This window comes from Streptomyces sp. SGAir0957 (genome assembly GCF_043523415.1).
Genome location: NZ_CP027290.1, coordinates 93,770 through 113,777 on the forward strand (window position 1 = coordinate 93,770; position 20,008 = coordinate 113,777).

Consider the following 20,008-nt stretch of genomic DNA (forward strand, 5'->3'; position numbering starts at 1 on the left):
GCAGCCGGGCCCGCCGGATGGACCGCGGCGGAAAGCCGAGACCACACCGCGCTTCCGGATATTCCGATTATGCTTGGAGATCATGCGCCTCCAAGCATCGTCACTTGTCGGCCGGGATGCCCAACTGGGGCTGCTCGAACGCGCCTTGTCCGAAGCGCGGCAGGGGCGCGGCGGTGTGGTCTTCCTGGTGGGCGAAGCCGGGGTCGGCAAGTCGCGGCTGGCGGCCGAGGTCGTGGGCAGCGCGGTCGGGGCCGGGATGGGTGTCCTGCGGGGACGCAGCAGCACCACGGGACCGGCGATTCCGTTCCGGCCGCTGACCGAGGCGCTGATGTCGCTGTTCCGCACCGGTGAATCGCTGGACGACCTGTCCCTGGGACCGTACAGACCGGTGCTCGGACGCCTGATACCCGACTGGAACACCGGCGCCGGTGACAGCAGTTCCATGGTCATCCTGGGTGAGGCCGTCCTGCGCCTGCTCATGGCCACCGATCACGGCCGGGGCCGGCTCCTGGTCCTTGAGGACCTGCACGACGCCGACCCCGAGACGCTGGGCGTCCTCGAATACCTCGTGGACAACCTGGAGTACAGCCCGGTTCTGCTGCTCGCCACCGCCCGTACGGACTTCAGCGACGCCCTGGACCTCGCCCAGTCGGCCCGCCGGCGCGGCACCGCCTCGGTCCTCGAACTGTCACCCCTGACCCGCCCCCAGGTTCTCGACCTGGTGGCGGGTCAGTTGGGTACTCCCCCGGAGGACGTGCCGGCCGCGGTGCTCGAGCAGTTGTGGGAGGGCAGCGCGGGCAGCCCGTACCTCGTCGAGGAGTTACTCCAGTCGATGATCGGCGCCGGCACCCTGGTGCAGGGACCGGACGGCTGGCGGACGGTCGGTGATCCGCGGGGTGACGTCTCCTCCGCTCTCGCGCGGGGAATCCTGCGCCGCATCGACCGGCTGGGCACGGAGGGCCTGACGCTGCTGTCGGCGGCGGCCGTGCTGGGCAGGCGGTTCCCGCTGACCGTGCTCCAGCAGATGACGGGGGTCGACGACCGAGCGCTCCTCAGCCACCTCCAGGCCGGCGTCGCCGCCCGGCTTGTGGTTCCGGACGAGCCCGCCCCCGACTGGTACTCCTTTCGCCACTCCCCCACCGTGGAGGCGCTGTTCACCCAGCTGACGCCCGGGCAGCGGGCGGATCTGGCCCGTCAGGGCGCGGAGGCGGTGGAGAAGCTGCACCCGCAGCTGCCCGGCGACTGGTGCGCGCTCGCCGCCGGCCTGCGCTCCGAGGCCGGCGAGGACGCGGCGGCCGGCAAACTGTTCGCCGAGGCGGGGCGGCGGGCCCTGTCGGCGGGCGCCCTCGATTCGGCGGTCACCCTGCTCAGCCGGGCCGAGACCCTGCTGGCGCGGGCCGGTGACCCGCAGGAGAGAGCGAGCGCGCTGGAACCACTGCTGCCCGCGCTGGCCGAGTCCGGCGACTTCGACCGGGCCTTCGACCTGGTCGAGCATCTGCACGCCCTGGACAGCGCCGGGCTGGGGGCGTCCCGGCTGGCGATCCTGCACACCCGGCTGGCCAAGGTGGCGCACACGGCGGGGCGTTGGAACGACGGGAACCAGCAGATCGACCGGGCCCGCGAGGTGCTCGGGACGAACCCGGACGGCGCGGCGGCAGCGTCCGTCGACGTCACCGCCGCCTATCTCGCCCTGGACACCCCCGGCACCGACCGCACCCAGCAGGCGGAGAGACTCGCGCGCGCGGCGGCCGACGCAGCCGAGCGCTACGCGCTGCCCGCGGTCGCCTGCCAGGCCTGGGAGCTGCTGGCGACCGTGGCCCGCGAACAGGACCCGCAGGAGTCCCGGGCCATGCTCCAAAAGGCCCTGACCACGGCCGAGCGGCACCAGCTCCCGCTGCGGCGGATGTACGCCGCGACCCGTATCGGCGGCAACGACTGGCTGGCGGAAGGTGACACCGCCGGCCTGCTGTCCGCCCGGGAGGAGGCGCTGCGGCTCGGCTCGATCAACATCGTGCACACCGTGGACGGCATCCTCGTCCTGGACGGGGTGATGCGGGGCGCACGCGAGAAGACGCGGGAGGCGGCCGTCGAGTGCCTGGCGATCGTCCGCAGGCTCAGGCTCGCCCCGGCCGTCCGCTACCTCCTGATGTCACTGGCGTCGCTGGAAGCGCACCGGGGCGACCGGCGGGCGATGCAGGAGGCCCTCGACTCGTTCGCCGAATGGGAAGGCGCGGGTTCGCAGGAGGAGCCGCTCACACTCGGCATGGCCCGCGCGTTCTGCGCCCTGATGGAGGAGGACCGGGAGCTGGCCCGGGAGGAGCTGAGAGCGGTGTCGGCGCTGGAACGCCACAACCCCAGCACCTACCACCTCAGCGGCACACACGGTGTCGGGGTGCTCCTCGACGTGCTGGCCGGGGACGCGGACCGCCCCCGGTACGAGGCGGTCGCCGCCACCGCGGTCGGACAGATGCGGTGGAACCGCCAGTTCGTCACGCTCGCGGACGCGGTCCTGCTCGGCCGGGAGGGGCAGCCCGAGCGGGCGGGCGAGCGCATCGCCACGGCGCTGCGCGACGCCGCCGTGTATCCGACCGCCCTGCACCTGGGCCTGCGGCTGGTCGCGGACGCGGCGCACGAGGACGGATGGGGCGAGCCGGTCGCCTGGCTCAGGCGGGCCGAACACCACTTCCACGAGCAGGGGGTACCGGCCGTCACGAACGCCTGCCGGGCCGCCCTGCGACGGAGCGGCGCCCCCGTGCACCAGCACCGCAGCGGCACGGACGGCATCCCCGAACATCTGCGGTCCCTCGGCGTCACCGTGCGCGAGTACGAGGCGTTCCGTCTCCTCGCCGACCGCCTGAGCAACAAGGACATCGCCGAACGCCTCTTCATCTCACCCCGCACGGTCGAGAAACACATCGCCAGCCTGATGAACAAGACGGGCGCGGCCAGTCGCGCGGACCTGTGCGCACGGTCGACGCGGCTGCTGGAGCAGTGAGGTCAGGGCGGCGGAAGACCGTGTGACGAGCCTGCACGGGTTCGGCGTAGAACGGAGGATCAACCGCAAGCGCGTCACGGGCTTGATGCGCTTGATGCGCTTGATGCGTGTCCACCACATCGCCGGCCGTCACCTGCGCCGGAAGGCACTCCCAAGGAGGAGCCTCACCCGGATCCCTCATCCCGAGGAGGTGGACATCCTGTCGACAGAACTGTTGTCCGAGACGATGAAGTCCCGATCGCTGGAGTGTTCCGAGTCCTCATCACCGCTGAGGTAGTCACCGGCGGCGTTGCGCTCGAAATCGTGGCTGCGGTTGCAGGTCGCGCATTCGATCTGCAGATTGTTCAGGTCGTTGTACGCGGCCCTCGCCTCATCATCGTTGGTGACACCCTTGGATCGCAGGTACTGCTTCCACGGCTGGCGGTGCCCGATGTCAACGCCGGGATAGGTGACGCCACGCCTGCAGGACGCGCACTGCCACATCAGCGTGGGCTGGTCCGTGAACGGATCGGTGACACGGCGGCTCTCCGCGTTGTCGATCACGGACTCCCGAGTACGCGGATACCAGTCCGGCCGGTCCAAGTTCGCCAGGAAGGCATCCACCTGGGCCCTGGTTTGAGCATCACGCGGCTGCTTGCCGGGGATGTCCCTCTCCCCGTTGAACAGCAGCGGATCAGCCTCATCGTCATACCAGCGCTGGACCGAGGCTGCGACGGCGCCGGCAGTAGTTGCGGCACCCGGGCCAGGACCCTGAATCGCGCTGGCCCTGCCCGAGCGCATCCGCGCCGCGTTCGACTCCGCCTCGCGCTCCTCAGCGTCGTGCGGATGGGTCATGCTGAACCCACCGCCCGTTCGATGTCCTGTCGAGGCTTTCGCCTGGTTGCGGACCACGTGGGTCAGCTCGTGGTCCAGCGTCTGCGCATCGCCGCCGTGCTCCCCGATCACGATGTCCTGATTCACCGTGAACGCCCGCGCCTGGACGGAGGCAGCCGCCTGCCGCGCGACAGTCCCCTCGTGCACCCGGACGGCAGACAGGTCAGCCTGGAATTGGTCCTCTTTGCGGGCCAGCGTGGCCTGATCCAGCGGGCGGCCGTGCGTGCGCAGACCAGCCTCGACGTCGGACCGCTGAACGGCTTCCTCGTCGTGCTGATGCCTTCCCTCTTCCTCTTCCCGCGCACGCTGCATCATCCGCAACACCGTCTGGTTGCCGACGCCGGCCTGCAACCCCAACGACCCCACGGGCGGGCCCGAGCGTCCTGTACCGCCACGGGTGCCCGGCGCGGCGGATCGGGACTTCTTGTCGTGCGAGTGCATCCGCGCCTCCTCGGGTGGGGCTCTGGATGTTCGACCCTAAAGACACGGTGCCCCCTCTGGAACCCGTAGCTCTGAGGCCTTTCGGACAACTGGGCTCCGGTTCTTGTCCCACCTGCGGGAATGCACCCCGGGGACGACGACGCCGTACCCATCTCTGCCCAAAGGGGCAGTGATCCCTTGTAGGCGGTGGCGGCGCCGTCGACGGTGCGCTTGTAGATCTCCTGCGCGGAGGGACGGTCGGCCTTGGCGCGCCAGTGGGCTGGGTCGCCCAGGCAGCGGAGCGAGCATGAGCGGTCTCGCCGTGCGGTGGCAGGCGAGAAGCGCGGCGCGAAAGGCCCCGCATCGGGTCGCCCGGCCCGGTCAGAAGGGCCGACTCAAGTCGTGCTCAGTACGCGCTCTGTACGCGCTCCGTGGGCAACTCCGAGACTGGTGTGACTCCTGAGGCACCATCAGGCCCCCTCACCCCCGGAGGTACCCGTGAACCGTCACGTCGCCAAAGGCATCGGCGTATCGGCCACCGCCCTGCTCGCCGCCACGGTGTTCAGCTCCCCCGCCACCGCGGCCCCCGCCGACAAGCCCCAGGTGCTCTCGTCCTGGACGCAGACCAGCGCCTCCAGCTACAACGCCTTCATCGCCGCCCGCAACAACCAGGGCGCCTGGGGCGCCTACGGCTTCAACTGGAGCACCGACTTCTGCTCCAGCTCGCCCGACAACCCGCTGGGCTTCAAGTTCGACCTCTCGTGCGCGCGCCACGACTTCGGCTACCGCAACTACAAGGCGATAGGCACCTTCGACGCCAACAAGTCCCGCCTCGACAGCGCCTTCTACGAGGACCTTAAGCGGGTCTGCGCCCCTCTCGGCTCGGTGCAGAAAGCCGCGTGCAACTCGCTGGCCTGGACGTACTACCAGGCGGTCAAGGCCCTCGGCTGACCACGGGCAGCACCCACCGCACCCCACACAACGCCCCGGCACGATGTCCTGACACACGTCCTGGCACGACGCGACGGCCCCTGACCCACGTATCCGGTCGGGGGCCGTCGGCCGGTGTGGTGGATGTGGTGGATGTGGGATCCGGATACTCCCCGACGCCCGTACAACCTTTTCGCCTCATCGCCGATCACACCTCTGCGGCTGCTGTGGCCGTGCGTGATGTGGGTCCGCCCGTGCCGCGACCCGCGTCCGCTCTTCGATCGACAGTCGACAACGGAGCTCCTCATGTCCCAGCACTCCCGCGATCAGTTGACGTCCGGCAAAAAGGTGACCCTGGGTGTCGGCGCTCTGGCCGCCTCCGGGCTCGCCGTCGGACTGCTCGTCGCACCGTCCGCGATGGCGGACGGGACCGGCGCGTCCCAGGCGCTGAAGCAGAACAGGGCCGCTGCCGCCGAGGCGTCGGCGGCGAAGTCCGCCGTGCCCAGGGCTTTCGCCGCGAGCGCCGCGGACGCCACCGTCGTCTCCGGCGTGACCGTCAACGGAGGCAACACCGCCCGCGTCGGGACGACGAACACGCAGGCGGTCACCGTGAAGTGGACGATCACCGGCGGGTCGACGCTCTACGGCACCAACGCGTCTCTCTGGCGCGGCACCGACACCGGCAGCGGATTGGAGCGGTTCCTGAACTCCGAGGAGTTCAATGCGGACGCCGACCTCTGCGTCCGGTCCGGCGGCACCACGTACACCTGCAAGGCCACCTTCAAGATGGATCCCCGGAACTACCTGACGAACGAGGATGCCGGGGCCTGGAAGATCTCCCTCTGGGCGATCACCGACGCGGACACCGACGTGGACACCGACAACGCCAGGACCTGGTACCTCAAGCGCTGGTCCCGGCTGAGCAACGACGCGGCCCCCGAGCCCGTCGCCAAGGGCAAGACCATCACGATCACCGGCAAGCTGGAGCGCGCCAACTGGGACACCCACAAGTACGCGGGCTACACCCAGCAGACCGTCCGCCTCCAGGAGCGTTCGCTGACCGGCTCGTACGCCACCACCAGCAGCCACCTCACCGGCACCGGCAGCCTGGCGGGCGTCGAGAAGCAGACCCGCACCGCCACCACCGACCGCTGCTACCGCTACAAGTTCGAGGGCACCTCCACCACGCCGCCGGTCACCGCCACCGGTGACTGCGTGGACGTGCGCTGAGCCCACTCAGGCGGCCGGCCGGCCGCATCGGGGCGGCGAGGCGATGACGCACGCGTCCTCGTCCCGGTGCCGGCCGGCCCGCAAAGCCGGTGGCACGGTCCGGGCCGGTCCCGGTCCGGGTTGGTCCCGGTCCGCGCCGGTCCCAGTGCGCGCCGGTCCCGGTCCTCCCCGGCGGCTCAACGGGCCGGATCTCGCAGGTGGGGGCGACCCATCACCCGCCGTGGCTGGCGCGCAGATCCCGGTGCAGGAAGTATGCCGTCCCCGCCGTGACCGGTCCGCACACCGCGGGGACGAGCTGCCACGGCAGGCCCGTCCAGGCGGACAGCAGGCCCACGACGACACAGCCGGCCACCGGGACGAGCAGCACCACCTTGCCGAATGGGCGCCACGCGAAGAGCCCGGGGTCGCGCGGCCGCAGGAGCCGGACGAGCCCGAAGACCAGCGCCTGCGCCGCCAGGAGCGCGGCGAGTGTTCCGGCGGCGGCGATCGGCTGGGGTTCGTCGCGCGGGGCGTCGGAGGAGTTCTGCCGGGAGCCGCTGCGCCCGATCTCGACGACCGCGCCGCGCCAGACGGTGGCCGTGACCTGGTCGCCCTCCCCGAGCGCGTCCAGTACGGGTCCCGGGTCGCCGAACGGCACGGTAGTCCTGCCGTACGGTGCGGGGCCGCGCAGGGTGGCACTCAGGTGTTTGACGCGGGTGTCGGTGTCCTCGACGGTGAAGGTGACCTCCCGCAGGCACTCCTCCGCCCCCTGGATGTCCCCGTGGTCAAGGCACGCCACGGCCGCGCGGTAATCCCGGTAGAGGGCGCGCTCGTTCGGCAGCCAATGGGCGAAGACCGCGTAGCAGGCGGACGCGGACAGCAGGGCCGCGACGATCAGCAGCGCGCCCAGGAACAGGTTCCGGCCCGGACCGGGCGCGGCCGACCGCGCTTCGTCACCGCGCGCCGCATGTGCTCTCGCCCTGGTCGTCGTCATGGATCCCCCGCCTGCCGACGCCTGCGCCGGATGTGTCGTACGCCGCCAGTCTCACCTGGTCACGAACCGCCGGCCAAGGTGATCGATCAGCAGGGGAGAAGCGGCTCTCGTTGCCGGGTTCCTACGGAAGGACTGCTCTCAGGAGACGGCGGCCTGCTGCGCGAGCAGGGCGCGCAGGGGCGCCGTGTCGGGCTCGTCGGCGATCGCCGCGTCGACGGCCGCGTCCATGCCGGCCTCCCAATGAGCGGGCAGAGCGAGGCCGGGCGTCCCTGACCAGGCGATGTCGGGGGTGGCCGCGCCGCACTCGACGAGGTGCAGGAGGGCCAGACCGGCGAGGCCGTCGAAGAGTGCGGGGCGGATGAAGTTGCGGGCCGATGCCCCGGTCAGCCGCCCTGCCTGGTACGGCCGTGGCATACGGTCCGCGATGTCGCCCCACAGGAGGCCGTCGTCGAACGCGTCCAGAACCTCCGCGAGACCTGGCTCGGTGCGCGTCTGCCGCGACGCCGGATGCAGCGCGCGGCCGGTGGCCGTCCGCAGCGGCTCGGCCCACTCCCGTGCGTCCGCGACCGAACGGGACAGGGCGAGGCCGTCCCAGCTCATCCGCTGCGATCCGGCCACCTCCGCAGGCAGCGCGCGGGCTTCCAGCGCCGCGAACGCCGCGTCGGCGTCTCGCAGCAGCGACAGCCCGGAGGGCGACGCGCCCACCTCGTCGCGACGCTCACCGTCCATCGACTCCTGGGCCAATTCCCCGGCCAATCCCTCGGCCGACTCATCGATCGCCTCCTCGATCGCCTCCTCGATCGTCTCCTCGGGCAACTCCTCGATGCGGGCGACCCGTTCGGCCATCGGCGGGTGCGAGTCGTACGGGTGCGGGCGCTCGGGCCGCCGTTGCGCACCGAGCGCCGCGAGCCGGTCGCCGGTTCGTGCGGCGAGCAGGTGCCGGAAGCCGCCGTAGAACTCGCCCCGGGGTGGCAGGGCGCCGCAGCGCGCGCCGAGTTCCGCGTACGTGGTCAGGTAGTGGTCGTACGCCGTGTCGACGACCGGGACCGTGCGCAGCGCCGAGGCCGTCGCGGTGCGGCCCGCGTACCGTGCGGCCGCGCGGTCGGCGGCGAACTCCTGGGCGCGGGCCACGGACTGCGAGGAGCGCAGGAAGACGCGGGCGTAGGCCACGTAGAGCGAGCCGATCACGGCGTGCAGGCCGGTGCTGCCCTGCTGGAACATCCGCACGGTGTGCAGCACCGCCGTGCGGCCGCGCATCGTGACACCGCCGAGCCGGGTGTCCCGGTTGCCGTAGTGGCCGAACTCGTGGGCCAGGACCGAGCGCAGCTGCGGCAGGGTCAGCCCGGCGAGGAGCGGGAGGCCGAGGAGCAGTCGGCGGCGACCGGGCAACAGCCCGAGCAGACGGCTCTGTTCGGCGACCCCGGCGTTGACCTCGGCGGTGAGGAGGAGTTCGTCGGGGGCCCGCTCCCCCGCCGCGTCGGCCGCTTCACGTACCGCCTGCCACAGCTCCGGTTCCTCGTCGGGCCCCACCGGCACGGCGTCCGGCACCGGCCGCAGCCGTCCCGCCCGCAGGAACGTGACCAGGCCCTGCACGATCACCACGGCCGCCAGCACCGTGGACGTCACCAGGGTGGCTTCGAGCCAGGCGGCCTGCGCGACGAGGAAACGGGTCAGCAGCAGCCAGTCGACCGTGGCCATCACGGCCAGCAGCACCACGCCGATCAGGAAGAATCCGGACAGCAGGACAAGCGCGCTGATCGCGCGCACACGAACGGACATCGATCTGGTCCCCCCACAGGACGCGCCGCCCGGCGGGCGGCGGTGACCGTGGATCCTACGCTTGGGACACCTGGAGCGCCCGGTGTGGCTGGTGGTGGTGGGGGGTCGTGGTGGGTCGTGGCTGATTCCCGATGACCGTTGTGAAGCGTTAAGGCTGCTTATTGGGGGCTGGGGGCATACCAGTTGCACGCCGGAGCCTTGCCCACCACGGAGAGGTCGGCCGAGCGGCGGTCGGGAGGTCGCCGGGGACGCCTGATTCCTGCGCTGTGGCGGTGCTCTCGGCCGGGTCGTCGCGGGGGCCTTCGCGAGGGTCTCCGCGGAACACGACAGCGTCCTGCCCGATCCCGACCACCTTCAAGAGGGTGTCCAGGGCCTGGTCGGCTTCCGCGTGCGGCTCGGTGAGCCAGACGGACGAGACGCAGAGCGGATTGCCGTCATGCGTGCTGATCGCGAAGCTGAAGCCCCGCAGCCTGAACAGAGCGACGTCCAACTCGTCCAGCCCGTCCCACGAACGCTCCACCCGCAGGCAGAGCCGCCGGGCGATCGGCTGCACCGGCAACGCCACCCCTCCGATCAGCTGGAACAGCGGGGCGACGTGCTCCCACACGCTGTACTGGGAGGCAGGGTTCCTGCCCGTGCCATAGGGCGGTTGCGTCGCGGGCTGCCAGTCGGGCTCCGGCCCCGGGACCTCGAATTCCGTCACAGCGGCTCCTCCCCGTGCCTTCCGGCCGACCGGTGATCAACCTACCGTCGTCGGGTCGGGAGGCACGGCGCGGCGCGACGCGACGGCGGCGAGAACCCGCCTCTGTGTTCCGCGGAGGGCCCGGCGTCCGGGGGTGGTGGTTTGTTGCGTGCTCAGGTGTGCGTGCTCAGGTGTTGGCGTAGCCGGGGATCGCGGCCTTGATGCGGTCGAGTTCGCGGGAGTCGGAGATGCCCTGCAGGTCGTGGCGGGGGGTGTAGGGGGCTTGGAGGCGGCGGGCTTCGTCGTCGGTGAGGTCGAGGTCGAGAGAGGCGACGGCGTCGTCGATCTGCTCGACGGTACGGGCGCCCACGAGGGGCGCGGCGACCACGGGGTTGCGGCGCAGCCAGGCCAGGGCGACCTGGGCACGGGAGACGCCGCGATCCTCGGCGATCGCGCCCACCTCGGCGATGATCTGCCGGTCGCTCTCGGCGTTGGCCTTGTAGAGCATGTCGGCGAAGCCGGCGTCGGTCGCGGCGCGCTGCCCCGCGTTGGCCTGGTCGAAGGGGCGCGCGAGGCGGCCGCGGGCCAACGGGCTCCACACCATGGTCCCTACGCCTTCGTCCTCGCAGAGCGGGAGCATCTCGCGTTCCTCTTCGCGGGCGAGGAGGTTGTAGTGGTTCTGCATGGTGATGAAGCGGGCCCAGCCGTGGGCCTTTTGGAGGTGGAGGGCTTTGGCGAACTGCCATGCGTGCATGGAGGAGGCGCCGAGGTAGCGGGCTTTGCCGGCCTTGACCACGTCGTTGAGGGCCTCCAGCGTCTCTTCCAGAGGGGTGTCGGGGTCCAGGCGGTGGATCATGTAGATGTCGACGTGGTCGGTGCCCAGGCGGCGCAGGCTGTGGTCGATCTCGGTCATGATCGCCTTGCGGGACAGGCCGCCGCCGTTGGGGCTGCCGGGGCGCATGTCGTGGCGGACCTTGGTGGTGATCACGACGTCGTCACGGCGGGCGAAGTCCTTCAGCGCCCGGCCGAGTATCTCCTCGCTGGAGCCGTAGGAGTACATGTTCGCGGTGTCGAAGAAGTTGATGCCCGCTTCGAGGGCGTGCTTGATCAGCGGGCGGCTGGACTCCTCGTCGAGGGACCAGACGGGGTGTCCGCGGTCGGGCTCGCCGTAGGTCATGGCGCCGATGGCGATCGGGGAGACGTCCAGGCCGGTGCGGCCGAGTTTGATGTAGCGCATGGGGGTGCTCCTACACTGGTACGACGCTAAGCGGAGAGTTCTCCGCCGTCCCGTCCGACGCTAACGGAGAACTCTCCGGATCGCAATCGGGGATCCGCCCGAGCCCGCGGATCCCCCCGAGCCCGCGGATCCACCCGACCCAGCAGATCCGCCCGACCCCACCGATCCGTACGACCCCGCCGATCCACCCGACCCTGCCGATCCGCCCGAGCCCGTACGAAAGGAAGCCCCCATGACCGGTACCGCGCCCCAGCGCTCCGACGCGCAGAGGAACCGCGAGGCCATCCTGCGGGTCGCGCACGAAGTGCTCGCCGAGTCCCCGGACGCCTCGCTGAACTCGATCGCCAAGCGCACCGGCATCGGCCCCGGCACCCTCTACCGTCACTTCCCCACCCGCGAGGCACTGATCCTGGAGGTGCACCGGCACGACGTGGACCGCCTTGTCGCCTCCGTGCCCGGGCTCCTGGCCTCGCACCCCCCGCTGGACGCCTTCCGCACCTGGTTCACCACCCTCGCGGCCTACATCCGCATCAAGCACGGCCTCGGCGAGGCGATGCACTCCGCCGCCGCCCAGGAAGTCATCAGCTCCTCATGGCCACCGGTCACCGCGGCCGTCGCCGAGTTGCTGCGCGCCTGCGCACAGGCCGGAGAGATGCGGGAGGGCATCGACCCGGTCGACGTCATCATGCTCATGAGCTGCCTGTGGCGCACCGCCGACACCCCCGACGGCCAAGCCCAGGCCGACCGGCTGATGGAACTGGCCATCCACGGCTTCCGCCCCGTGCGCGGCAAGCACTGAGACACACCGGGAGCCGCCCCCGCACAGCACAGCACGGCACGGCACGGCACAGCAGGGCGGCGCCGGAGCTAGGAGATCTCCTTGTGGACGGCTTCGATGTTGTTGCCGTCCGGGTCGCTGACGAACGCGCAGTAGGCGCGGTACTCGCTCCACCAGCCGGGCCCGTGCCGGGAGGCGCCCCCGGCCGCCACCGCGGCCGCGTGGAAGGCGTCCACCGCGTCCCGGCCGGCCGCCGTGAACGCGATGTGCGCCCCGGAGGTGACGGCAGCCCCGTCCTGCGCCCGTTCCAGGGACAACGACGGCGTGTCCTGCTCCGGACGCCAATACTCGGTGACCCCGTCGGCCCGGTAGCCGACGCCGATCCCCAGCGCGTCCAGCGCAGCGGTGTAGAACCGTTCGCTGGCCTCGAAGTCCGACGCGAACACCCCGAGGTGATGGATAAAGGAGACCGTTGTCTTCATGACGGCCGAGCGTACGGAACAGATCGAACGACACGGGGTGGAGTGGACCCTGTGTCGCCGGGCCGCTCCTCACACCTCGTCCGTCTTTGTGTTGCAGCGATCGCTGCCGCCTCCTTGTTGGTCGCGGGCGCTTCAGCGCTTCAGGGCCCTGTAGGGCAACTCTTGCCTGTGCGGGTGGGCTTGATGCGCGGCGCAGTGCTGTCGGGCAGCCCCTGCCGGTGCTCCGGGCAGGCGAAGGCCCGTTAAGCTTCCGGGTGGGGGCAGGGTCGAAGGAGTGCAGGTCAACAGGGGAGTCGGCGTATCGCCGAGGGTGCCTGCGCGCTCACTGCCGGTGGCGCCGGAGGCGGCATTTCCGGTGCGGGGAGTCTTGGGCACCAGCCTCGTTGTAGCGATCCGTGCCGTACGGATCCCCGCGTTCGACCTGCCTGGAGGGCCTGTCAGGTGCACCCGTTGGAAGAGTCCGATCCGGCACACATAGGTCGCTATCGGCTGCTCGGCCGGCTCGGTTCCGGGGGGATGGGCAGCGTCTACCTCGGACGGACCCCGGGCGGGCGGCCCGCCGCGGTGAAGGTCGTCAACGCCCATCTCCAGGCCGATCCGGACGCGTTGGACCGGTTCCGGCGGGAGGTGGAGACCCTGGGCACCGTCCGCAACGCGTTCACGGCCGCCCTCATCGACGCCGAAGTCACCACCCCGCCCTTCTGGATGGCGACCGAGTACGTGCCGGGGCCGACGCTGGCCGACGCGGTCGACGCCTCCGGGCCGTTCCCGGTCGACCTCGCGCGCGCCGTGCTCGCGGCGCTCGCCGAGGGGCTGGCCGACATCCACGTACACGGCGTGCTGCACCGTGACATCAAGCCGCAGAACGTCATCCTCTCGGCGACCGGCCCCCAGCTCATCGACTTCGGTATCGCCCGCAGCGAGACGATGGCCAACATCACGCTGGCCGGGGCGGCCATCGGCACCCCCGGCTTCATCGCGCCCGAGACCCTCACCCGGAGCGAGACCGGACCGGCCTCCGACGTCTTCGCGCTGGGCGTCACCATGGCCTACTGCCTCACCGGACGCGCACCGTACGGGCAGGGCTCGGTGGCCACCGTCTCCTACCGCACCGTGCACGAGGAGATGGACCTCGCGGGCGTTCCCGAGGAGATGGCCCGGCTGATCCGGGCCTGCGCCGACAAGGACCCGGCCCGCCGGCCCGAGCCGCAGCGCATCGTGGAGCTGTGCGACAGCGAACTCGACGTCGTGCGGCACCCCGCCTATCAGCGGATCACCGCGTCGACGCCGTCCGCGGACGACACGGCGGCCGTCGCGGGCGCCGGTCCCCTGCCCCTGCCTCTGCCGACTGTCGCGGACCAGGGTGCGGCTGCGGTCTCGGTCCCGGGTGACGTTCCCGGCGGCGGCCCCGTGGCGCACGCGGCTCCCACGGTCGCCGCCGGTACGCGGTTCCTGCCGCCTCCGACGTACGCGGATCCGGCCGGTGCGTCCTCGGCCCCGCCCGCGCCCGTACCCACGCCCGTACCCACGCCCTCGCCCGCATCCGCGACCGGCACGCGACCGGCCTGGTACCGCCGTACTCCGTTCCTCGCCGCCGGCGCGGTGGCCGTCGTCGCGGTCGTCGCGGCGACCGCCCTCGCGCTGCAGAGCTCCGGTTCGACCGCCGACTCCAAGGAACCGACGGGGTCCGGGAGTCACAGCGGCTCCGGCGGCGGGGCGGGGGGCAAGAAGCTGCCGCAGTCGCTGACGGTGCGCGGCGGGAAGGTGCTGGAGGCCGGTCAGTCCCTCCGGACGGCCCATGTGCGGCTGGTCATGCAGAAGAACGGCGACCTGGTCTCCTACGACGAGCAGAACCAGCCGACTTGGGCGTCCCGGACGTCCGGCGAGAACTACAAGGCGGTCTTCCAGGAGGACGGCAACCTGGTCGTCTACAACCCCGGCCAGGAGGAGGTCTGGGCATCGGACACCGGTGCCTCTACGGGTGCGGTCCTCGAACTCCGCGCCGACGGCGACGTCGCCATCACCAAGAACGGCCACGACCTGTTCAGCACCGACACGGTCGCCGGACTCCCGGAGACGATGACGGTCCGCGCCCGCAAGACGCTGGAGACCGGCGACTTCCTCCAGGCGGCCCATGTGAAGCTGGTCATGCAGGAGGACGGCAACCTGGTCGCCTACAGCGACGACCGGCGCCGCTGGGCCTCCGACACGTCCGGTGAGCACTACAAAGCGGTGTTCCAGGAGGACGGCAACCTGGTCGTCTACACCGCCGACGACAAGCCCGTATGGGCCTCCAACACCGGCTATCCCGAGGGCGGCGCGCTCCTAGAGTTCCGCGCCGACGGCACCGTCGCCATCACCAAGGACGGAGGGGAGCTGTGGAGCAGTGGGAATGGGGGTGGCGGTGAGTGACGTGTGCGTTCCACACGTGGGCGGCGGCTCCGGGCGAGTAGGCCACCTGCGCGACTGCGGCGGGCGAGCCAGATCTTGAGTTCACCTGCCGGTCCTCGACCAGGGCGGGCGATCTGCGTCACGGTCGCCTCGATGCTCAGCGCACGCGGTACCTGGGTGTCCCGCACCATCCGCGTCAGCAGGCCACGTGTTCCGCCAGGGCATTCCGCCGGAGTCGCGCCTGCGAGGAAGGCGAGGGTGATCGGCACGGGCAGTGGCGTGGAGCGCGCGAGCGGGAGGGCGGCGAACGCCACGGCGCCCATGGCCAGTCCTGCGGCCAACTGCTGCCGTGTGCGGCCTGCGCGCAGGCGCGCCCCGAGCAGCGGTGCGCCGGTCATCTCGCCCAGCACGTACGCCGAGGCCGGACCCGCGCCCAGCGTGTATCCGCCCGGGGCTTCCCTGCTGAGGAACACCACGGCCGGCGGCGCCATGGCCACCGGCGTCTTGCCGGCGAGCGAGACCACCGCCCACAGCGGCGACTCACCGCGCGGCAAAGGCCGGTGGCCGGCCCGCTCAACAGACACCGTGATCAGCCCCCTCGCCTGACCAGATCACCTGGGCTGCGCTTCAGCCCACCGGCTCCAGCGGCCGCACACCCGTCCGCTCCCCGGTGCGCGCGCGGCGTGCGGAGTGCGAGGGCCACCAGTTCGCCTCACCGAGCAGGAGCATCAGGGACGGCAGGACGAGCATCCGGATGATGAAGGCGTCCAGGAGGACGGCGACGGCGAGGCTGAAGCCGATCTGCTTCATCTCGATGAGGTGCAGGGCGGCGAAGCTGGCGAAGACGGTGACCATGACGGCGGCGGCGCTGGTGACGACCCCGGCGGAGGAGCCGATGCCCTCGATGACGGCTTTGCGGGTCGGGACTCCGCGCAGCGCCGCCTCGCGGATGCGGCTGATCACGAAGACCTGGTAGTCCATCGACAGGCCGAACAGGATCACGAAGAGGAAGAGCGGGACGCGGGAGCCGATGGAGCCGGTGGAGGTGAAGTCGACGAGTCCCTCGGCCCAGGTGTGCTGGAAGACCAGGACGAGGATGCCGAGGGAGGCGGCGGCGGACAGCAGGTTGAGGACGATGCCGACCAGGCCGAGGACGACGGAGCGGAACGCCCAGACGGTCATGGCGAAGGTGACCAGGAGGAGGGCGCCGATGATGAGCGGCAGCTTCTGTTCCTGGTGGGTGGGGTAGTCGGTGTAGCGGGCGACGTCGCCGGTGACGGCGGTCTCGGCGCCGGGCACCTTGCCGACCGTCTCGGGTACGTACGTGTCGCGGATGTCCTTGAGCGAGCTCTGCGCCTCGTCGCTGCTGACGTAGTGCGGGACCTGCAGCTGGAGCATGCTGATCCGGTGGTCCGGCGAGGTGCGCAGGGTGGAGGTGCCGCTCAGGCGCGGGTCGTCCTCGACGTCGGCGGCGAGTGCGCGCAGGGCGGCGCTCACCTCGGGGGCGCGGTCGGCGTCGGCGCGGACGGTGATCTGGTGCATGGATTTCAGGTCCGGGTAGGCCGCGTTGAGACGGTCGTAGACCTGCATGGCGGCGATGGAGCGGGAGTGGGTCTCGCGGCCCATGTCGGTGAGCTTGAGGCCGAGGACCGGGGCGGCAAGGGCGAGCAGCGCGACGACGGTGACCATGAGGGTGGCGGCGGGGTGCTTGGCGACGGGGCGCAGTACTGCGGCCGTCAGCCGGCCGGGGCCGTACTTGTGCGCCCGCTGCTTCTTCGGCGCGCGTCCGCCGGCCGCGCGGCGTTCGGCGCGGCGCTGGGCGCGCAGGCCCATCGAGGCGAGGAGGGCGGGCAGGACGGTCAGGGAGGAGACGACGGCGACGAGGGTGACGAGGATCGCGCCGGTGGCGATGGAGGAGAAGATGACGTCGTCGGCGAGGTAGAGCGTGGCGCTGGAGACGGCGACGGCGAGCCCGGACAGGACGACGGCGCGGCCCGAGGTGGCGGCGGCGAGTTCGACGACGGCCCGGGGGCTCAACTCGCCGCCCGCGCGGGCCCGTTCCTCGCGTTCGCGCTTGAGGTAGAAGAGCGTGTAGTCGACGCCGACGGCGAGGCCGATGAGCAGGATGACGTTGGTGCCGACGCCCGCGTCGGGGAACACGTGCGAGGCGGCCATCGACAGGCCGACGGCCGAGGCGATCGAGGAGAGCGCGAGCAGCAGCGGTACGAGGGCCATCGCCACGGAGCTGAAGACGAGCAGCATGGTGATGAGGGTGACCGGCAGGGCGATGACCTCGGTGCGGGACAGGTCGTCGCCGCGCAGTTTGTCGACGCCCTTGCTGATGGAGGGTGAGCCGGTCTCCTCGACGCGCAGGTCCGGGTGGGCCTTCTGCACGGCGGCGGTCTGGGCGAGGAGCGGGTCGACGTGCTTCTTGCCGTCGAGTTCGGCACCCCGCATGGTGACGGTGACGCGGACGGCGGTGCCGGCCTCGCTGCGCACCGGGTCGGCGACGGCGCGCACCTCGGGCAGCTTCTTCATCCGGGCGGCTACCTCGGTGGCGGCCGCGTCGGCGGCGGAGATGTCGAAGGTGCCGCCGGGTTTCGCGGTGATGAGGACGTGCTCGACGGGCCGCTGCCGCAGTCCGCCCTCGGCGGCGATCTCCTCGCCGCGTCCGGCCTCGCCGATCCGGAAGTCCTCGGTCGTCGCCGGGTTGGTGCCGACCGTCATGCCGATGCCGAGGCACAGGACGACGAAGACGAGCCATCCGACGATGCCGCGCCAGGGGCGGGCGGCGCTCCAACGGGCCATGCGTACAGGGAGATTCCTCATGCCGACGATCGTCGTCGCGAAGCATGGGGTGCCGACAGCGGCGACCGGTTGAACCTGGGGTCCACCAGGTGGTGGACCCCAGGTCGCCGATGCCAGGACGCCGACCCCAGGTCGCCGGCCCCAGGACGTGGACCGCCGTCCCGTCCCGTGGGGTGCGGTGCGGTGCTGTGCGGTGCGGTGCGGTCAGGCGGACGTGCAGGTGGTGCCGTTCAAAGTGAACGTGGTGGGGGCCGGGTTGGTGCCGCCCGTCGTCGTCCCCGTGAAGCCCACCGTCGCCGTCGCACCGGCGGGGATCGTGGCCGTGTAGGAGGCCGCGGCCACCTTCACCTGCGCCCCGGTCTGGGTCGGGGTGCCGCCCCACATGTTGCTGATGGTCTGGCCTGCCGGGAAGGCGAAGCCGAGGGTCCAGCCGTTGACGGGGGCGGTGCCGGTGTTGCGGATCGCGATGTCGGCCTGGAAGCCGCCGGGCCAGGTGTTCGTGGTGCGGTAGGTGACCGCGCAGGTGGCGCCCGGGGTGCCGGTGTCCTTGTCGGTGGTGACGGTGACCGTGGCCGAGCGGGGCGAGCGGTTGCCGGCCGCGTCCTTCGCGTACACGGCGAACGTGTAGGTCGTGGCCGGGGTGAGCGAGTCGAGAGTGGCCCTGGTCGTCGTGGTGGCGGCCACCGTGGTCTCCGTGGTGCCGGTGACGCGGACGACGTCGTAGCCGGTCACTGCCTTGTTGTCCGTCGCCGCCGGCCAGGTCAGCGTCGCCGACGTGGAGGAGACGGCGGACGCGGTCGGGGTGCCGGGGGCCGTAGGGGCCTGGGTGTCGGGGGTGGTGGAGCCGAACACCGTGGCCTCGCGGGCGGTCTGGGCGATACCGTTCGCGCCGTGGAAGATCCGCTCGCCCCAGGAGCTGAGGCGCGCCGGGTCGAAGTCGATCGCCAGGTCGAGCACGGGGTCGGTGTTGCCGCTCCAGGACCAGGCCAGGTAGCCGAGGCCGAGCCGCTGCGCGGTGGCCATCATGGTGTCCTCGTCGGGGTCGCCCCACTGGTCGGCCGGGCCGCCGAACTCGCCGATGACGAGCGGGAGCCGGGCGCTCACGAAGGCGTTCAGGTAGTCGGTGATCTCTTGTGCCGTGTCGTACACGCTGTACATGTGGATCGAGAAGAGCAGGTTGCCGGTCGGGTCGGCGGCGTAGACCTGCTGGGCGCCGGCCTTCATGACCTGCTGCCAGTCCTGGCCCCAGTTGGGCGCGTCCACCATGATCGTGTGGGCGAATCCGGCCGCGCGCAGCTTCTGGATCGCGGCGGTCGTCGGGGCGGTCCAGCCGGCTGGATCGGTGTTGCCCCAGGGCTCGTTGCCGATGTTGATGACGACGTAGCCCTCTTGCCCCGCGAGGACGTTCTTGAGGCTGATCCAGTAGTCGGCCGCGTGGTCGAGCGTGCCCGCGGCGGCGTCCTCGCCGTAGCCGGTGGTGTCGTGCACCTCCAGGACGCAGATCAGGCGGTTGGCCTTGCAGTCGGCGACGACGGCGGCCACGTCCTCGGGGGTGTTGCGGCTCCAGCGGTAGCCGTCGGAGAGGACGACGCGCACGGTGTTGGCGCCGAGCGCCTTGATGTCGGCCAGCGACTGCGTCTCGCCGGGATACCAGGTGTGGGCGTGGTTGACGCCGCGCATCACGAAGTCGTTGCCGTTGCCTTCGAGAAGGCGGCCGTCGCTGATGTGCAGGCCGGTCGCGGCGGCGGAGTCGGGCGCGGGGGCGGCGTGCGCGGCGGGAACGGTCAGGGCCAGCAGCCCGAGGAGGGTGGCCAGGGCGGCTAAGAGCGCCGTGGCCGCACTGCTGCACGTCTTGGTCGCACTTCTTCTCACTGCGGCTCCGAAGGGTGAGGGTGAGGTGAGGGTGAAGGTGAGGAAGGTGTGCCGTGGTGCGGAACGGGTTGAGCGTGGGAGCGCTCCCATATAGCCAGGGTCGACAGGGGCACGTCAAGAGGGGCCACGTGCCTGTGCCTATGCCTACGCCTGTACCTGTGCCTGAGCCCTGCTCCGTCCGGCGCACCCCGGTCGCGCGCCGGGCGGGCCCGGCCTTAGACCGGGCCTATGAGCGACAGTCAGAACAGGGATGGTCAGAACGGCGACGGTCGGACCAACGACGGTCAGAACGGTGGCCGTCGGACCAGCGACGGTCGGACCGGCGACGGTCGGGCCGGCGAGGGACGGACCGGCGACGGTCGGACCCAGGTGTTCCACCCCGGTGAGATCGTGCCCGACTCCGGGATCTACGAGTGCGACTGCCAGGAGCACCACGGCTTCAGCACCGACGTGCGCGGGCACCGCTTCCCGCCTCCGCCGCCGGGGTGCAGCGGTCACGGGTGGCGGCTCGTGGACGCCGCACACCCGCACGGCTGACCTGGGCGGACGCAGACGCCA

14 protein-coding genes are annotated in these 20,008 nt (G+C 71.3%); 6 read left to right on the forward strand and 8 right to left on the reverse strand.

Annotation, left to right across the window (positions count from 1 at the left end; genetic code table 11):
* The first annotated feature begins 82 nt into the window (after positions 1–82).
* A complete protein-coding gene (locus C1N81_RS00850; RefSeq protein WP_394425687.1) occupies positions 83–2,995 on the forward strand; it encodes a helix-turn-helix transcriptional regulator in 2,913 nt (970 codons plus the stop codon).
* Between the two features lie 177 nt (positions 2,996–3,172).
* On the opposite strand, the gene C1N81_RS00855 is transcribed toward C1N81_RS00850, so the two are convergent.
* Complete coding sequence (locus C1N81_RS00855; RefSeq protein ID WP_394425689.1) at positions 3,173–4,309, reverse strand: eCIS core domain-containing protein; 1,137 nt, start codon at positions 4,307–4,309, stop codon at positions 3,173–3,175.
* Positions 4,310–4,810: 501 nt separating this feature from the next.
* On the opposite strand from C1N81_RS00855, the gene C1N81_RS00860 reads away from it, so the two are divergent.
* Both C1N81_RS00860 and C1N81_RS00865 read left to right on the forward strand, forming a co-directional pair.
* Positions 4,811–5,239, forward strand: a complete 429-nt coding sequence (locus tag C1N81_RS00860; RefSeq protein WP_394426213.1) for a phospholipase — start codon at positions 4,811–4,813, stop codon at positions 5,237–5,239.
* A gap of 285 nt (positions 5,240–5,524) precedes the next feature.
* Positions 5,525–6,448 (forward strand): calcium-binding protein, encoded by a 924-nt coding sequence (locus C1N81_RS00865; protein ID WP_394425691.1) that lies wholly within the window; start codon positions 5,525–5,527, stop codon positions 6,446–6,448.
* Between the two features lie 211 nt (positions 6,449–6,659).
* Here the strand turns inward: C1N81_RS00865 and C1N81_RS00870 are convergent, their stop codons facing one another.
* The 4 genes from C1N81_RS00870 to C1N81_RS00885 all read right to left on the reverse strand — a co-directional run bounded on the left by C1N81_RS00870 (position 6,660) and on the right by C1N81_RS00885 (position 11,119).
* A complete protein-coding gene (locus C1N81_RS00870; RefSeq protein WP_394425693.1) occupies positions 6,660–7,421 on the reverse strand; it encodes a hypothetical protein in 762 nt (253 codons plus the stop codon).
* A gap of 138 nt (positions 7,422–7,559) precedes the next feature.
* On the reverse strand, positions 7,560–9,200 hold the full coding sequence (locus C1N81_RS00875; protein WP_394425695.1) for a M48 family metallopeptidase: 1,641 nt from the start codon (positions 9,198–9,200) through the stop codon (positions 7,560–7,562).
* A gap of 148 nt (positions 9,201–9,348) precedes the next feature.
* Positions 9,349–9,903, reverse strand: a complete 555-nt coding sequence (locus C1N81_RS00880) for a hypothetical protein (RefSeq protein ID WP_394425698.1) — start codon at positions 9,901–9,903, stop codon at positions 9,349–9,351.
* 166 nt (positions 9,904–10,069) lie between these two features.
* On the reverse strand, positions 10,070–11,119 hold the full coding sequence (locus C1N81_RS00885) for an aldo/keto reductase (RefSeq protein ID WP_394425699.1): 1,050 nt from the start codon (positions 11,117–11,119) through the stop codon (positions 10,070–10,072).
* 232 nt (positions 11,120–11,351) lie between these two features.
* Here C1N81_RS00885 and C1N81_RS00890 point away from each other — a divergent pair, with 232 nt between their 5' ends.
* On the forward strand, positions 11,352–11,918 hold the full coding sequence (locus tag C1N81_RS00890; protein ID WP_394425701.1) for a TetR/AcrR family transcriptional regulator: 567 nt from the start codon (positions 11,352–11,354) through the stop codon (positions 11,916–11,918).
* 68 nt (positions 11,919–11,986) lie between these two features.
* Here the strand turns inward: C1N81_RS00890 and C1N81_RS00895 are convergent, their stop codons facing one another.
* Positions 11,987–12,379: a VOC family protein gene (locus C1N81_RS00895; protein ID WP_394425703.1), complete on the reverse strand. Its 393-nt coding sequence runs from the start codon at positions 12,377–12,379 to the stop codon at positions 11,987–11,989.
* A gap of 450 nt (positions 12,380–12,829) precedes the next feature.
* Here C1N81_RS00895 and C1N81_RS00900 point away from each other — a divergent pair, with 450 nt between their 5' ends.
* Positions 12,830–14,791, forward strand: coding sequence for a protein kinase domain-containing protein (locus C1N81_RS00900; RefSeq protein ID WP_394425705.1), 1,962 nt, complete (start codon positions 12,830–12,832; stop codon positions 14,789–14,791).
* 606 nt (positions 14,792–15,397) lie between these two features.
* On the opposite strand, the gene C1N81_RS00905 is transcribed toward C1N81_RS00900, so the two are convergent.
* Entirely contained in the window at positions 15,398–17,599 is a 2,202-nt protein-coding gene (locus C1N81_RS00905; RefSeq protein WP_394425706.1) for an MMPL family transporter, read from the reverse strand.
* Between the two features lie 183 nt (positions 17,600–17,782).
* Positions 17,783–19,450, reverse strand: a complete 1,668-nt coding sequence (locus tag C1N81_RS00910; RefSeq protein ID WP_394425709.1) for a cellulase family glycosylhydrolase — start codon at positions 19,448–19,450, stop codon at positions 17,783–17,785.
* A gap of 228 nt (positions 19,451–19,678) precedes the next feature.
* Between C1N81_RS00910 and C1N81_RS00915 the strand changes: the two genes are divergently transcribed.
* Positions 19,679–19,987, forward strand: a complete 309-nt coding sequence (locus C1N81_RS00915; protein WP_394425711.1) for a hypothetical protein — start codon at positions 19,679–19,681, stop codon at positions 19,985–19,987.
* The last annotated feature ends 21 nt before the right edge of the window (positions 19,988–20,008 follow it).